General features: G+C 72.6%; 13 protein-coding genes and 1 pseudogene. 7 read left to right on the top strand and 7 right to left on the bottom strand.

The features are described 5' to 3' along the window. Positions 1 to 31 precede the first annotated feature (31 nt). Positions 32 to 919, top strand: a complete 888-nt coding sequence (locus tag QF034_RS39545; RefSeq protein ID WP_307179462.1) for an RNA polymerase sigma factor SigF — start codon at positions 32 to 34, stop codon at positions 917 to 919. Between the two features lie 111 nt (positions 920 to 1,030). Here the strand turns inward: QF034_RS39545 and QF034_RS39540 are convergent, their stop codons facing one another. After that, positions 1,031 to 1,495: an ATP-binding protein gene (locus tag QF034_RS39540; protein WP_307179461.1), complete on the bottom strand. Its 465-nt coding sequence runs from the start codon at positions 1,493 to 1,495 to the stop codon at positions 1,031 to 1,033. Between the two features lie 217 nt (positions 1,496 to 1,712). Here QF034_RS39540 and QF034_RS39535 point away from each other — a divergent pair, with 217 nt between their 5' ends. Beyond that, positions 1,713 to 2,306 carry a PRC-barrel domain-containing protein gene (locus QF034_RS39535; RefSeq protein ID WP_307179460.1) on the top strand — a complete coding sequence of 198 codons (594 nt, stop codon included), beginning with the start codon at positions 1,713 to 1,715 and terminating at the stop codon, positions 2,304 to 2,306. After that, positions 2,303 to 2,719, top strand: coding sequence for a PRC-barrel domain-containing protein (locus QF034_RS39530; protein ID WP_307179459.1), 417 nt, complete (start codon positions 2,303 to 2,305; stop codon positions 2,717 to 2,719). The genes QF034_RS39535 and QF034_RS39530 overlap by 4 nt, the downstream gene beginning before the upstream one ends. Before the next feature lie 22 nt (positions 2,720 to 2,741). Here the strand turns inward: QF034_RS39530 and QF034_RS39525 are convergent, their stop codons facing one another. After that, positions 2,742 to 3,881: a DUF6777 domain-containing protein gene (locus QF034_RS39525; RefSeq protein WP_307179458.1), complete on the bottom strand. Its 1,140-nt coding sequence runs from the start codon at positions 3,879 to 3,881 to the stop codon at positions 2,742 to 2,744. A gap of 176 nt (positions 3,882 to 4,057) precedes the next feature. On the opposite strand from QF034_RS39525, the gene QF034_RS39520 reads away from it, so the two are divergent. Further along, the gene (locus QF034_RS39520) at positions 4,058 to 5,356 is read left to right on the top strand and encodes a streptophobe family protein (protein ID WP_307179457.1); all 1,299 of its coding nucleotides are present in this window, start codon (positions 4,058 to 4,060) and stop codon (positions 5,354 to 5,356) included. 34 nt (positions 5,357 to 5,390) lie between these two features. Here QF034_RS39520 and QF034_RS39515 read toward each other — a convergent pair whose 3' ends face one another. Genes QF034_RS39515 through QF034_RS39500 form a run of 4 tightly spaced genes read right to left on the bottom strand, consistent with a single transcriptional unit; the run spans position 5,391 to position 10,223 of the window. Continuing rightward, on the bottom strand, positions 5,391 to 6,377 hold the full coding sequence (locus tag QF034_RS39515; RefSeq protein WP_307179456.1) for a serine/threonine-protein kinase: 987 nt from the start codon (positions 6,375 to 6,377) through the stop codon (positions 5,391 to 5,393). After that, complete coding sequence (locus tag QF034_RS41685) at positions 6,374 to 7,426, bottom strand: hypothetical protein (protein ID WP_370880918.1); 1,053 nt, start codon at positions 7,424 to 7,426, stop codon at positions 6,374 to 6,376. Before QF034_RS41685 ends, QF034_RS39515 begins: the two co-directional genes overlap by 4 nt. Positions 7,427 to 7,435: 9 nt before the next feature. Next, positions 7,436 to 9,766 (bottom strand): FHA domain-containing protein, encoded by a 2,331-nt coding sequence (locus tag QF034_RS39505; protein ID WP_307179455.1) that lies wholly within the window; start codon positions 9,764 to 9,766, stop codon positions 7,436 to 7,438. 46 nt (positions 9,767 to 9,812) lie between these two features. Continuing rightward, positions 9,813 to 10,223 carry a hypothetical protein gene (locus QF034_RS39500; protein WP_307179454.1) on the bottom strand — a complete coding sequence of 137 codons (411 nt, stop codon included), beginning with the start codon at positions 10,221 to 10,223 and terminating at the stop codon, positions 9,813 to 9,815. Positions 10,224 to 10,553: 330 nt separating this feature from the next. Between QF034_RS39500 and QF034_RS39495 the strand changes: the two genes are divergently transcribed. Then, positions 10,554 to 10,937, top strand: coding sequence for a nuclear transport factor 2 family protein (locus tag QF034_RS39495; protein WP_307179453.1), 384 nt, complete (start codon positions 10,554 to 10,556; stop codon positions 10,935 to 10,937). A 76-nt stretch (positions 10,938 to 11,013) separates the two neighbouring features. Beyond that, complete coding sequence (locus tag QF034_RS39490; RefSeq protein WP_307179452.1) at positions 11,014 to 11,301, top strand: DUF1905 domain-containing protein; 288 nt, start codon at positions 11,014 to 11,016, stop codon at positions 11,299 to 11,301. Between the two features lie 52 nt (positions 11,302 to 11,353). Here the strand turns inward: QF034_RS39490 and mgrA are convergent, their stop codons facing one another. After that, positions 11,354 to 12,346 carry an L-glyceraldehyde 3-phosphate reductase gene (gene mgrA, locus QF034_RS39485; protein ID WP_307179451.1) on the bottom strand — a complete coding sequence of 331 codons (993 nt, stop codon included), beginning with the start codon at positions 12,344 to 12,346 and terminating at the stop codon, positions 11,354 to 11,356. 117 nt (positions 12,347 to 12,463) lie between these two features. Here mgrA and QF034_RS39480 point away from each other — a divergent pair. Then, positions 12,464 to 13,336 (top strand): annotated as a pseudogene (locus QF034_RS39480) (LysR family transcriptional regulator); the annotation flags it as partial. Positions 13,337 to 13,445: the final 109 nt, after the last annotated feature.

The raw sequence follows: 13,445 nt of genomic DNA, 5'->3' as shown, positions 1-13,445 counted from the left end.
GATGTCCGCCGTGACATTCAGGGGAGAGGTAATGGAGGCCGCCGTGATCCGGTCGCAGGCACAGGTCGTCGAAGGGAACGCGGAGGCCGGCACGGGTGACGGAGCGCTGCCGGGAGTCGTGGACCCGCGGTCCGTGGCTCCACGGGACGCCCGGGAGCTGTCCCGTCAGTTCTTCCAGCGCCTGACGGAACTCGAAGAGGGCACGCACGAGTACCAGTACGCGCGCAACACCCTGATCGAGATGAACATGTCGCTCGTGCGGTTCGCGGCCGGCCGGTTCCGGGGCCGCGGCGACGACATGGAGGACATCGTCCAGACCGGGATGATCGGTCTGATCAAGGCCATCGACCGGTTCGAGCTGTCGCGCGAGGTCGAGTTCACCTCGTTCGCGCTGCCGTACATCGTCGGTGAGATCAAGCGGTTCTTCCGGGACACGACGTGGGCGGTGCACGTGCCGCGGCGGCTCCAGGAACTGCGGGTGGAGCTGGCCAAGGCCCGCGAGGAACTCGCCAGCCGGCTGGACCGCGAACCGACGGTCACCGAGCTCGCCACCCTGATGAACATCTCCGAGAAGGAGGTCGTCGAGGGGCAGATCGCCGCCAACGGGTACAACTCGTCGTCGCTGGACGCCGCGCTCACCGGCGACGGCCCGGAGGGCGGCGAGGCGGTCCTGGCCGACTTCATCGGCGTGGAGGAGGACGGGCTGCGGCTCGTCGAGGACTTCCACTCGCTCGCCCCGCTGATGGCGGAGCTCAGCGAGCGGGACCGGCAGATCCTCCACATGCGGTTCGTGGAGGAGGCCACACAGGCGGAGATCGGGGAGCGGCTGGGCTGCTCGCAGATGCACGTCTCCCGTCTGATCAAGCGGATCATCACGCGGCTGCGCGAGGGCATGCTGGGCGAGCTGGGCTGCGCCTGACGCGGCCGGCGACCAGCGGGTGCCGTCCCCCACGCGCGGGAGTGGGACGGCACCCGCCTCTATGTCGGCACCCGCCGCTGAGTCGGCTCCGGGGGGGCGTCGGCGGACGGTTCAGTGATCGGTTTCGCCGGCGAGCGGCAGCACGGCGCGCACCCGCTTGCCCACCGGTACCCGTTCCACGCTGACCTGCTCCGCGAGCGCGTGGACGATCTCCAGGCCGTGCCGCCCGACCCGCTCGGGGTTGCGGGGGAAGATACGCGGCAGAGCGGAGCTGCTGTCGTAGACCGACACCGTCACGGCGGTGTCCGTGCCGACGAGCTCAAGGATGTACGGCCCGTTGCTGTGCCGGTCGGCGTTGGTGACCAGCTCGCTCACGACGAGCTGCACCGCCCCACCGGCCCGGTCGTCGATGCGCGCGCACCACTCGGTCCTGAGCTGGTCGAGGAAGAGCGCGGCGAAGGACCGCGCCTCGGCGATGCAGCCCTGCTCGCCGGTGTAGTGTGCCGCCCGCCTCAGCGGTTCCACGGGCACGTCGAAACCAGTCGGTATCACTGCCCCGTCCAGGTGGTCGATCATTGTTTCTCTCTGGGAAGCCGGACTGGCCGGACGCTCTGCACAGTGCTCGTACCCCGAGCCGGGCTTCGCAGTCCTGACAGGTCTTCGGCCCGTCCGGTGCCCCCGGCATTGTCCCCTGTCCGCGGGGCACCCGGTAGAAACGGGGTCCGGCGCCGTGCGTACGGACGGCCGGGGACGGTCATCGCGGTACGGGCCCGCCCGGTGGGGAGGTCGTGCGATGAACGAGCTGAGGGCGGCACGGAGCCTGACGACCCTGCCGGTGGTCACCCTGGGCGGTGACGCCGTCGCCCAGGTCAAGGACACCGTCTTCGACACCGCCGCCGCACGGGTCACCGGCTTCACGCTCAGCGGCCGGGGACTGCTGTCGGGCCCGCCGAAGCAGAGCCTGCCCTGGACGGCCGTGCACTCTCTGGGCCATGACGCGGTCATGATCGTCGACGTCAGTGACCTGGCGGACACGCCCGTCGCGGTGGCACGCCGGGCCGCCCAGCAGGGCCGGGTGCTGCACGCGAGGGTGCTGACCGACGAGGGCGCCGAGGTGGGCACGGTGCTCGACGTCGTCGTCGAGGGCGGCACCAGCGGCCGGGTCGTGGGCTTCCGGATCTCCGCGGGCAAGGCGCTGGCACAGGGCTCCGGGCGGCGCCGGCACCGGGTGTACGTGCCACGCGGCGAGGCGCTCGCGGCCTCCGGCCGGACGCTGGTGATCCCGGCGGACGCCCTCCACTACGCGGCCGACGACCTGCCGGCCTTCGCCGCCCGGGTCGGTGCCTTCCACGACGGGCACGAGGGACAAGAGGGGACACCGCCATGATGTTGTTCTCGCAGGCCCGGGGGCTGCCGGTCCGGACGCTGACCGAGGCGGAGGAGATCGGCGTCCTCAAAGCCCTGACGGTCGACGCCCCGGCCGGTGTGGTCACCCACGTCCGGGTGCGCCGCAGGCACTCCCGCAAGGAGTCCGTGCTGGCCTGGGGTGCCCTGCACGCCATCGGCCCGGACACCGTGCTCGTCCGCTCGGCCACCGCCCCGTCCGAGGTGCCGCCGCACCACGAGCTGCCGGGCGTCAGGATCCTCACCGAGACGGGCGACGGGCTCGGCACGGTCCAGGACGTCGTGTTCGAACCGGAGACCGGCCGTATCGAGGCGATCCGCACGGCCCACGGCGACCTCCCGGCCGATCGCCTGCTCGGTCTCGGCGACTACGCCCTGGTGGTCCGTGCCGGGTGAGCCCCGGGCGATTCGGGCCGGGTCAGGAGGCCGGGGGCTGGTCCGTCGTGTCGCCCTCGGTGGTGTCCCCGGGCGGTGGCGGTGGCGGCTGCGACGACGTCCCCGTGTCCGAGGAGGGCGGCTGCTGCGACGTCCCCGTGTCCGAGGAGGGCGGTTCGCTCGTGGGAGGCTCCGTCGAGGCCGTGTCGGTCGGCGGCGACGTCGGCGTGGTGACGCTCACCGACGGCGAGGGCTTGTCGGGCTTGTCGGTCTTGCGGTCCTTCTTGCCCGTGTCGCCCTTGTGCCGCTTGAACCACTCGCCGTCGGGCTCGCACATGATGAAGACGTCGACCGGCTTGGGAGCGGGCGTGACCGCGACGACGTTCGACGGCTGGTACCCCGGCCACGCGTCCCCGGTCGTCTTCGGCGCGCTCTGCTGGGCGACCGGCGCGGACAGCGGATTGCCGCACGCGCAGCGCACCCGGGGCACGCCGCGGTCGTCGACGAGGACGGCCGTGCCGGCCTGGAGAACGGCCTGGTAGCCGGTCGCGCGGCCGTCGCTGTAGCCGTGGTTGGTGACGCGCGTGTCGATGCGCAGCACGACGGGCGTGAGCGAGCGCAGGTAGGCGGGGACGTCGGGCGGGTCGACGCGGGCGACGGAGGCGAACGCCCGCTGCTTGTCCGGAGCCCCCTGGAAGTACGTGATCTGCTTCTCCACGTCACAGCTGGCGACGTTGCGGGTGCCGCCGTACAGGCCGGGCGCTCCGCCCTGGACGCCCTGGACGGCGTTCTGCGTGGCCGGCTCGGCGGGCGAGGGCGAGACCGGTGAGGCCGTGCTCTCCTTCGCCGTGGACTCGGTGAACGGGTCCGGGCCGGTGTCGGCCGCGGGCTGGAGGAAGACCTCGCCCTCGGAGGTGCTGGTACCGCCGTCGGACGCGCCGGTGCCGCCGCCGTCGGGCCGGCTGAGCACCACGGCCAGGATCACGGCGGCCACGACGGCGGTGGCGATCAGCGCCAGGCGGGGTACCGACCCCCACCAGGGGCGGCGGGGCTCCGGCTCCTGCCCTCCCCCGCTCGGCGGCTCGGAGGGCGGCCCGCCTCCCGAGGGCGGCTGGGAGGGGCCCGACAGCGGGCCCGACGGGGGTCCTGTGGGACGGCCGGACGACGGCGGTTCGACGCTCACGAGCTCTTCTTCCCACGCGAGTTCTCGGTGACCTGCACAGCCGGACGACACATCCCGGCATATCCTCCTTTTTTTCACTACGAGTTCTTTTGTGCCCCAGTCCCGTACGGCTCGCAAGCCGACGCGGACAGACCTCCCGACGGGCGTCCGGCGTGGGTGCTGCTTAGCGTGGCAGCGTGAGTTCGCGCACCTCCTCCGGTCCGGCACGCACCTCCGGCGCGCGGGCCGTCGCCCGCCACGGCTGGGCGCATGCCCTCGTCACGGTGGTGGGCGGGCTGCTCGCCATGGCGGTGGTGTCCGCGCTGGGCCTGTGGGCGGCCGGGGCGGCGGACCTCCCGGACGGCGCGTTCGCACCGGTCGTCGCGGCGACCGTGGTCACCGCCGTCGGGGGCACCGTGAAGCTCTCCGGAAGCGCGGGCGACCTCGCCGACACGCAGGCGGGACTGACCGTCATCCCCCTGTCCGTCACGCTCACCGGGGCGTTGGTGATCGCCTGGGGCTTCCTGCGGCCCCTGCGGCACCGCGCGGTCGCCGGCACGGCGGAGCTGGCCGGCTGGGCCGCCAGGATCGCGGCCCTGTGGCTGCTCGCGCTGATCGGTCTGACCCTCGCCGCCCGCCACACGTTCGACATCTCCCTCGGGAACGACGACCTGGGCGAACTGGGCGATCTGTTCGGCGCCTCACCGAAGGTCGGTTTCACCACCGACGTACCGCTGTCCGTGTTCGTCGGCGTGGTGTGGCTGGCCGGTGTGCTGGTGCTGGCCCTGCTGGTGTCGCGCGGCGCCCCGTTGCCGGCCGGGCTGCTGCGCTTCCAGGCCTCGGTGCGGCCGGCCGCCTACGCGATGGTCGCGCTGCTGCTCGCCTGCGTCGTCATCGGCGTGGTCGTCGCCCTGGTCGTCGCGGCGACACGGGGGCACACGGCGGAGACGTTCGCCGTGATCCTGCTCGGCATGCCCAACCTGGTGTGGCTGGCGCTGACCATCGGACTCGGCGCAACCTGGAACGGCCGGGTGGAGGGGCCGTTCGGGCTGCCGATGCCGCATGTGCTCGACGAGGTGCTGCGCACCCCGGACATCTCCGAGCTGAACCTGCGGACGCTCTCCGAGCACGACGGCAGGGTGTGGTGGCTGCTGGTCGTCGACGTGGTGCTGCTGGTCGCCGCCGCGTTCGTGATGGCGGCCCGGTCACCGGCCCGGGTTCGGGCCTGGCAGCACGCCGTGCACATGGCGGTGGCGCTCGGACTGACGGTGTTCATGATCTGCCTGGTCGGACGCATCTCCGCGCACTTCGGCCTGTCCGTGCTCGGCATCGGCGACCTGGGCGGCGGCCTCGCGGGCGAGTTGTTCCTCAGGCCCCGGATGTGGGGAGCCGTGGGCCTGGCCGTCCCGTGGGGGCTGGTGACCGGGTTCGCCGGGGCGCTGTCGGCGCGACACGTGCGGCGCCGGGGTGAGGTGCGCGCCGAGCAGTCCGGCTGACGCCCGGGCCACGGGCTGCCCCGCGCCCGCTGCTCTACGTCCGCTCCACGAAGACCGGTTCGGCCCAGCGCGGGGGCGGCTTCGGCCTCTCCTCCCCCGGCGGCCGGCCCATCCGGGCGGGGGCGGGCTCGGCGCCGGATCCGACACCGGCCGTCGCGACACGCAGGGCGGCGACGAACGTGAGACAGGAGGGGTAGCGGTCGTCGGGACGCTTGGCGAGGGCCTTGGCGAACACCGGGTCCAGCTGCGGCGGGAGGTCGGGCCGGGACTCGGTCAGCGGCGGCGGGTCGTCGTACTGGTGGGCCCAGAGCAGGGCCATGTCGTCGTCCCGGAGGAAGGGCGGGTGGCCGGTGAGGATCTCGAAGACGACACAGGCGAAGCCGTACACGTCGCAGCGGGCGTCGACCGGCTTGCCGGAGATCTGCTCGGGGGCGACGTAGTCGAGCGTGCCGACGAACTGGCCGACCGTGGTGAAGCCGGTCAGCGACAGCGACTTCTTGGTCAGGCCGAAGTCGGTGAGGTAGACGTGCTCGGGGTGGTCGCTGTCGGTGCCCCCGGAGACCAGGATGTTGCCGGGCTTGACGTCCCGGTGCACCAGTCCGTGCTCGTGGGCGGCGTCGAGCGCGGAGGCGACCTGGGCTGCGACGCGTACGGCGGTGGCGGGCGGCAACGGGCCCTCCCGGTCCAGGAGATGACGCAGGTCGCTGCCGGCGACGAACCGCATCGCGATGTACAGCACGCCGTCCGTCTCGCCCGCCTCGAAGACCGGCACGATGTGCGGGTGGTCGATCGCGGCGGCGGCCCGGGACTCGTGGGTGAAGCGGCGCCGGAAGGTGTCGTTGCGGGCGAGCTCCGGGGCGAGCAGCTTGAGCGCGACGGTGCGCTCCAGACGCAGGTCCCGGGCCCGGTAGACCACGGCCATGCCGCCGCGCCCGATCTCCTGCTCGATCCGGTACCCGGCGATCTGCTGCCCGACCAGCTCGGAGGGCCGCCCCGAGAACAGACTCGCCTCGCGGCTCAACGGACGTCACCCTCGGGCGACACGATCCGTGTGGGCTCGGCCCCCACGACCCGAGTGGGCGGCGCCTCGGGCGCCCCGCCGGCCTCTTCGTCCGGAGCCGCCTCGCCGTCCCCCTCGGGGGACACGACCCGCGTGGGCGGCGCCTCAGACACGCCCCGCGTCGGTTCCGGCGCTTCAGGAGACACGGCCCGTGTGTGCTGGGGGGTCTCGGGAGACGCGACCTGTGGCGGCTCTTGGGCCTGAGGAGACCCGGCCCTTAGGGGCTCAGGAGCCTCGGGTGACACCACCCGCGTGGGGTCGGGAGCCGCGGGAGGCACGAACCGCGTGGCCTCGGGAGCCTCACTGGGCACGGCCCGAGGGGACTCCGACGACTCCGGCGACACCACCCGCGTCGGCTCCGGCGCCTCTCGAGACGCGGCCCGACGGGGATCCGGTGGTGCGGCCCGGGTGGGCGGTGTCTCGGCCGGAGGGGTCGGTCGGTCGGCCCGGGGCGGCTTCTCGACGGCCTCCGCGGGGACGACCCGGGTCGGCGTGCGTGCCGGGGCCGGGTGGGGCACGGGGTCGGAGCGGGGTGTCTCGTCCGTCGCGTACGTGGTCGCCCGGGTGCCGTCGGCGTACACCCAGTGCCCGTGCGCGGCGTCGTAGAGCCACACGGACTCGCCCTCGACGACGACGCCGATCCGCAGTCCGTGGGTGCGGGCCTGGAAGGACTCGAGGTCCGAACCGCCCGCGAGGTCCTCGACCGCGGACCGGTAGCGCGCCAGGGCCTCCTGCGTCCGGCTCAGCAGCGGACGCGGATCGGCGCTGCGGGTGAGCGGCCCGTCCGCGGCGGGCGGATCCTGCGGTACGGCGACCAGGCGGCGGCCGTCGACCCAGGCCGACCAGCCGTTGAAGCACAGCACATGCCCCCAGTCGCCCTGCCGCTCCAGCAGCTGCACCGGCAGCAGGGGGTCCAGGTCCACCGTGGGCCGGGACGGGTCGGGGGCCTCCCAGGCGGGCATCCCGTTCTGCGGGACCACGTGCGTGGGACGGAATCCGGGAGTCGTCACAGGCGCTGCCTACTTCCGCATCACGGCCGGTTCGTGGCGGCGCAGCAGCCGGGACACCAGGAAGCCGAAGAGCGCCGACAGCACGAGCAGCATCCCGACGTCGAGCAGCCACGTGCCCGCCGAGTGCTCGAAGAGCGGATCCCTGGTCAGCTCGTCGGGCACGATCCGGTCCAGCCCGACGGTGCCGGCCATCGCGGCCAGCGCCCAGCGCGCGGGCACCAGCCAGCCCAGTTGCTCCAGCCCGGGCACACCGTCCAGCTTCAGCAGGGCACCGCAGAAGACGACCTGGACGATGGCGATGAGCACGAGCAGCGGCATCGTCACCTCCTCCTTGCGCACCAGCGCGGAGATGAACAGGCCGAGCATCATCGCCGTGAACGCCAGCAGGGCGACGGCGACCGCGATCTCCACCAGGGGCGGCATCAGCACACCTTCGCCGCCGGGTGCGTCGAGGTCCACGCCGAGCAGGGCGACCAGCGTCAGCACCACCGCCTGGAGCACGGTGATGACGCCCAGGACGACGACCTTGGACATCAGGTACGCCGATCTGGACAGGCCCACCGCCCGCTCCCGCTGGTAGATCACCCGTTCCTTGACCAGTTCCCGCACGGCGTTGGCGGCCCCGGTGAGCACCGCGCCGACGCACAGGATGAGCAGGGCGTTCATCGCCGTCTCCCGCGTCAGCTCCCCGCCCGCCAGGGCCCGCGCCATGATGCCCATCACGAACGGCAGGGCGATCATGATGATCAGGAAGGTACGGTCGGCGCTGAGCGCGGACGCGTACCGCCGCACCAGCGTGCCGAGCTGGGCGGCCCGGCTGCGCGGCCGGGGCGGCGGGGTGATGACGACGGGTCCGGACCGGGGCAGCTGGGGCTGGGCGGTGGCGTCGGCGACGTACCGTCCGTGGAAGGGCGAGGCGCTGTAGTCCCCGGCCCAGTCGCGGTCGGCGTCCCGGTCGAAGGCCTCGAAGGCCTCCGGCCAGTGCTCGAAACCGAAGTACGCCAGGGCGTCCTCGGGAGGCCCGTAGTAGGCGATCTTCCCGCCGGGCGCGAGCACGAGGAGCCGGTCGCACACGTCGAGGCTGAGCACGCTGTGGGTGACCACGATGACGGTCCGGCCGTCGTCGGCGAGGCCGCGCAGCATGTGCATCACCGAGCGGTCCATGCCGGGGTCGAGTCCGGAGGTCGGCTCGTCGAGGAACAGCAGCGACGGCTTGGTCAGCAGCTCCAGGGCCACGCTGACGCGCTTGCGCTGGCCGCCGGACAGGCTGTGCACGGGCTGGTCGGCGCGCTGTGCCAGGCCCAGTTCACGGATCACCTCGTCGACCCGGGCGCGCCGCTCGGCCTTGGCGGTGTCCTGCGGGAAGCGCAGCTCGGCGGCGTAGGAGAGGGCTTTGCGAACGGTGAGCTGGGCGTGCAGGATGTCGTCCTGCGGGACGAGGCCGATGCGCTGGCGCAGCTCGGCGTAGTCGCGGTAGAGGTCGCGGCCGTCGTAGAGGACGGTGCCGTGGTCGGCGGGCCGCTGGCCGGTGAGGGCGTTGAGGAGCGTGGACTTTCCGGAGCCGCTCGGGCCGACGACGGCGAGCAGGCACTTCTCCCCCACCGGGAAAGACACGTGGTCGAGCAGCGTCTTGCGGCCCCGGTCGACGGTGACCGCGAGGTCCTGCACGTCGAGGGAGACCTCACCGGTGTCGACGTATTCCTGGAGCTGGTCGCCGACGAGGCAGAACGCCGAGTGGCCGATGCCGACGATGTCGCCCTGGCCGACGGGGGCGCTGGTGACGCGGCTGCCGTTGAGGTACGTGCCGTTGTGGCTGCCGACGTCGGTGATCTCGTACGTCCCGTCGGGCAGGGCGCGCAGTTCGGCGTGCCGGCGGGAGACCACCAGGTCGTCTATGACCAGGTCGTTGTCGGTGGCGCGGCCGATGCGGACGGTGCGGGCGGGCAGCGGCCGTACGGTCGTGGGCTGCCGGTAGGTGCCCGTCATGGCCGGCATGGAGACGGCGGAGGGGCGTTCCGGGGCCGGCGCGGGGCGGCCCGTCAGGACCACGCGTGGTCCGTCGGCCGGGTTGCCGAGGCGGATGACGCTGCCGGGGCCGACGTCCCACTCGTGGATGCGGTGGCCGTCGGCGTAGGTGCCGTTGGTGCTGTTCTCGTCCTCGATGGTCCAGTGCCCGTCGTCGGGTCTCAGTACCGCGTGGTGCCAGGAGACCCGGTCGTCGTCGATGACGATGTCGCTCATGGGGTCGCGTCCGACGTGGTAATCGCGGCCCGGGATCATCACGGTGGAGCCCGTCTCGGTCTCCAGGACGAGTTCCGGTGTTACCGACGACTGCGCCATGACCAAGATTCTACCGATTTGCCTGATGTATGACTCGGCGAGCGGCTCAGGCCACGGGTACGCCCAGGGTGGGAGCCGTCCGCTGCATCCGCAGGGCGTCCACGGACTCGGCGAGCAGTTCGTACTCGGTGGTGTCGTCGCTGGTGGCGATGCGCACCAGGCGTCCGGCCGCCAACTCCTCGGCGACCCGCTCCTGTTGGCCGGGGTCGGCGCACCAGGCGCGCAGCAGGGTGGGCACGTCGGGCACGGTCTCGGCGACCGGCACGAGCGCGCCCGGCGGTAAGTGCTCGGCGTCGGGCCGGGGGTCGAGGCGCTGGGCGATCCAGGAGGCGCGGTCGCGCAGCCACCACAGGGCGAGGGCGAGGGTCGGCGCCCGGTAGGTGCCCAGCGGGACCCCGATACGGCGGCCGTCGCAGACTCCGTACGCCGTGACATGGCACAGAAACTCGTCGTGCATGTGACCCTCCCCCGTTGCCCTGCCCGCCTGCCCGGCCTTGCTGTCCTGCGGCTCGCGTGCTGTGCGTGAGGGCGCCGTCGCTCGATGTGAAGCGCTCTCGCTGGTCAGTATGTTCACTACTGAAACACTGTCACCATGTCTTTCCGGCCAGTCTCCTGGCATATTCACACCCCGAGTTGGCCGAAATCCTGCGGGCGGTCGCCAGGGGGCATGACCCCGGAGGTAATCGACGGTCCCGCCGGGCGCGGGCAGGGTGGTCCGTGCCGGTTCGCCGCGAGCGGTGATCCGGGGTCTGACCAGCACACACGACCATTCGGAGGCTGATCGCCCATGTCCGCGCCCGCCACCCGTTACGAGAACGCCGTCGCCCGCTACTTGGAGGCCTGGAACGCCGAGGACCCGGCGGCCCGGGCGAAGGCGGTCGCCGCCGCCTGGACCGAGGACGGCGGCTACACCGACCCCCTGGCCGATGTCACCGGCCACGAGCAGATCGCCACGCTGATCGGGGCGGCCCGCGAGCAGTTCCCGGGGCTGGTGTTCCGCCTCGCCGGCGCCGTCGACGGGCACCACCACACCGCGCGTTTCTCGTGGGAGCTGGTGAGCGAGACCGACGGCTCGGCGCCGGTGGCCGGGTCGGATGTGATCACGCTGGACGAGCAGGGCCGGATCAGGGCCGTGCTCGGCTTTCTGGACCGGGTGCCCGCCGGGGCGTGAGACCGGCTCGGGCGATGAGTTCTCCGGTGCTCGGCGGTCTGTGTGAGTGAAAGGCCGCCGAGCACCGGAGGACACCATGGCCACGACCGGAAAACTGGACGCGGAATTCACCGCGGTCCTGCGCAAGAGCCCCGCCGAGGGCGGCTGGACCTACCTGGTCTGGCCCCCGTCGGCCGAGTACTTCGTCACCCGCGGCCTGGTCAAGGTCCGCGGCACGATCGACGGGCACCCGTTCCGCAGCTCGTTCATGGCCCTGGGCGACGGCACGCACAAGCTCCCCGTGAAGGCCGGCGTCCGCAAGGCCATCGGCAAGGAGGAGGGCGACACGGTGACGGTGCGCCTGGAGGAGCGGATCGGCTCGTAGCACTCGTGGAACCTGTCCCCCGGGGGCGGCCGCCCCCGGGACGGCGGGGCGGCTACTGCTTGACGACCGCGTCGATCCGGGCCAGCTCCTCCGCGCCGAAGTCCAGGTTGGCGATGGCTCCGACGCTGTCCTCCAGCTGCTGCGGGCTGCTCGCGCCGACCAGCGCGGAGGTCACCCGGCCGCCGCGCAGCACCCAGGCCAGCGCCATCTGGGCCAGGGTCTGGCCGCGCGACTTGGCGATGTCGTTCAGGTCGCGCAGCCGGCCCACCAGCTCCTCGGTCACCGCGTCGGAGTTCAGGAACGGGCTGTCGCTCGCGGCCCGGGAGCCCTCCGGGATGCCGTCGAGGTAGCGGGCGGAGAGCAGGCCCTGCTCCAGCGGGGAGAAGACGATGGACCCGACCTGGAGCTCGTCGAGGGCGTCCAGCAGGCCCTCGTCCTCGGGGCGGCGGTCCAGCATCGAGTAGCGCGGCTGGTGGATCAGGAGCGGGGTGCCCAGCTCGCCCAGGATGCGCGCGGCCTCGCGGGTCTGCTCCGCGGAGTAGTTGGAGATGCCGACGTACAGCGCCTTGCCCTGCTGCACGGCCGAGTGCAGGGCGCCCATCGTCTCCTCCAGCGGAGTCTCCGGGTCGGGGCGGTGCGAGTAGAAGATGTCGACGTAGTCCAGGCCCATCCGCGCAAGGCTCTGGTCCAGGGAGGACAGCACGTACTTGCGCGAGCCCCACTCGCCGTACGGGCCCGGCCACATCAGATAGCCGGCCTTGGTGGAGATGACCAGCTCGTCGCGGTAGGCCGCGAAGTCCGACTTGAGGAACTCGCCCAGCGCGGACTCGGCGGCACCGGGCGGCGGGCCGTAGTTGTTGGCGAGGTCGAAGTGGGTGACGCCGAGGTCGAAGGCGCGGCGCAGGATGGCTCGCTGGGTCTCGACCGGCCGGTCCGGGCCGAAGTTGTGCCACAGGCCGAGCGACAGCGCGGGGAGCTTGAGGCCGCTGCGTCCGGTGCGCCGGTAGGGCATGTCCGCGTAGCGGTCGGGGTGTGCGGTGTACAACGCGACTCCAGAGGGGTTGGCTCGGTCGGGAGGAAACCGGTGTCCACTCTGTCGTGACCTGCTCCCATGCGTCCAACAGAAGAATCCGATGGAATTCAGCGGCTACGCTTCTCAGTCATGGAACTGCGCCACTTGCAGCACTTCGTCGCGGTCGCCGAGGACCAGCACTTCACCCGGGCTGCGGAACGGCTCCTGGTGTCCCAGTCCGGCCTGTCGGCCTCGATCCGGGCGCTGGAGCGGGAGCTGCAGACGCCGCTGTTCGTGCGGACGACCCGCCGGGTGACGCTCACCCCGGCCGGGCGGGCGCTGCTCGGCGAGGCGGAGCGGATCCTGGCACAGGTGCGCGCCGCCCACGAGGCGGTGGCGGCGGTGCAGGGCGTACTGCGCGGCATGCTCGCGCTCGGCAGTGAGCAGTGCATCGCCGGGGTGCATGTCGCGGGGCTGCTCGCCGCCTTCCGGCACCAGCATCCGGACGTGGAGATCTGTCTGCGGCAGGCCGGGTCGGGCGCGCTCGCGGAGGAGGTCGCGGCCGGACGGCTCGACCTGGCGTTCGCCGTGCGGACACAGGCGGACAGCGACCAGTTGCGGTCGGTGCCGCTGAGCAGCGAGCCGATGACGCTGCTGTGCCACTCCAGCCACCCGCTCGCCACCGCCGGTGCGGCCGTCACGCCGGAGGAACTGGGCGGCGAGGTGTTCGTCGACTTCCATCCGGACTGGGGGCCGCGCCGCACCACCGACACGGTGTTCGCCGCCGCGGGCGTACGGCGGACCGTGGCCCTGGAGGTGAACGACGTGCACACCCTGCTCGACCTGGTCGACGAGAACCTCGGCGTCGCCGTCGTACCGCGGCACTTCGCGCACAAACGCGCCTCCCTGACCGCGCTGCCGGTGAAGGGAACGGGCGAGGCGGTCTACGAGACGGTGGCCCTGCTGCCGCCCCGGCAGGCCACGAGCCCGGCGGCCCGGGCGCTGATGGCGCTGCTGGAGGCCACGGGCGCGTCGACGGGGCGCACGAGCACGGCACTGGGGGCCGCGGGCGGGCCGCCGTGGACCGCGAGCGACTCGCCGGAGGCCCCAGGCGTGACACCGGGGACCGCGA

The sequence above is a fragment of the Streptomyces africanus genome, from assembly GCF_030816955.1.
GTDB classification, from domain to species: Bacteria; Actinomycetota; Actinomycetes; order Streptomycetales; family Streptomycetaceae; genus Streptomyces; species Streptomyces africanus.
This window is presented reverse-complemented; position numbering and strand designations above follow the sequence as displayed.

Coding starts and splice junctions, on each gene's coding strand:
- QF034_RS39545 (WP_307179462.1), top strand. CDS start 32: ATGGAGGCCGCCGTGATCCGGTCGCAGGCACAGGTCGTCGAAGGGAAC.
- QF034_RS39540 (WP_307179461.1), bottom strand. CDS start 1,495: ATGATCGACCACCTGGACGGGGCAGTGATACCGACTGGTTTCGACGTG.
- QF034_RS39535 (WP_307179460.1), top strand. CDS start 1,713: ATGAACGAGCTGAGGGCGGCACGGAGCCTGACGACCCTGCCGGTGGTC.
- QF034_RS39530 (WP_307179459.1), top strand. CDS start 2,303: ATGATGTTGTTCTCGCAGGCCCGGGGGCTGCCGGTCCGGACGCTGACC.
- QF034_RS39505 (WP_307179455.1), bottom strand. CDS start 9,766: ATGGCGCAGTCGTCGGTAACACCGGAACTCGTCCTGGAGACCGAGACG.
- QF034_RS39500 (WP_307179454.1), bottom strand. CDS start 10,223: ATGCACGACGAGTTTCTGTGCCATGTCACGGCGTACGGAGTCTGCGAC.
- QF034_RS39495 (WP_307179453.1), top strand. CDS start 10,554: ATGTCCGCGCCCGCCACCCGTTACGAGAACGCCGTCGCCCGCTACTTG.
- QF034_RS39490 (WP_307179452.1), top strand. CDS start 11,014: ATGGCCACGACCGGAAAACTGGACGCGGAATTCACCGCGGTCCTGCGC.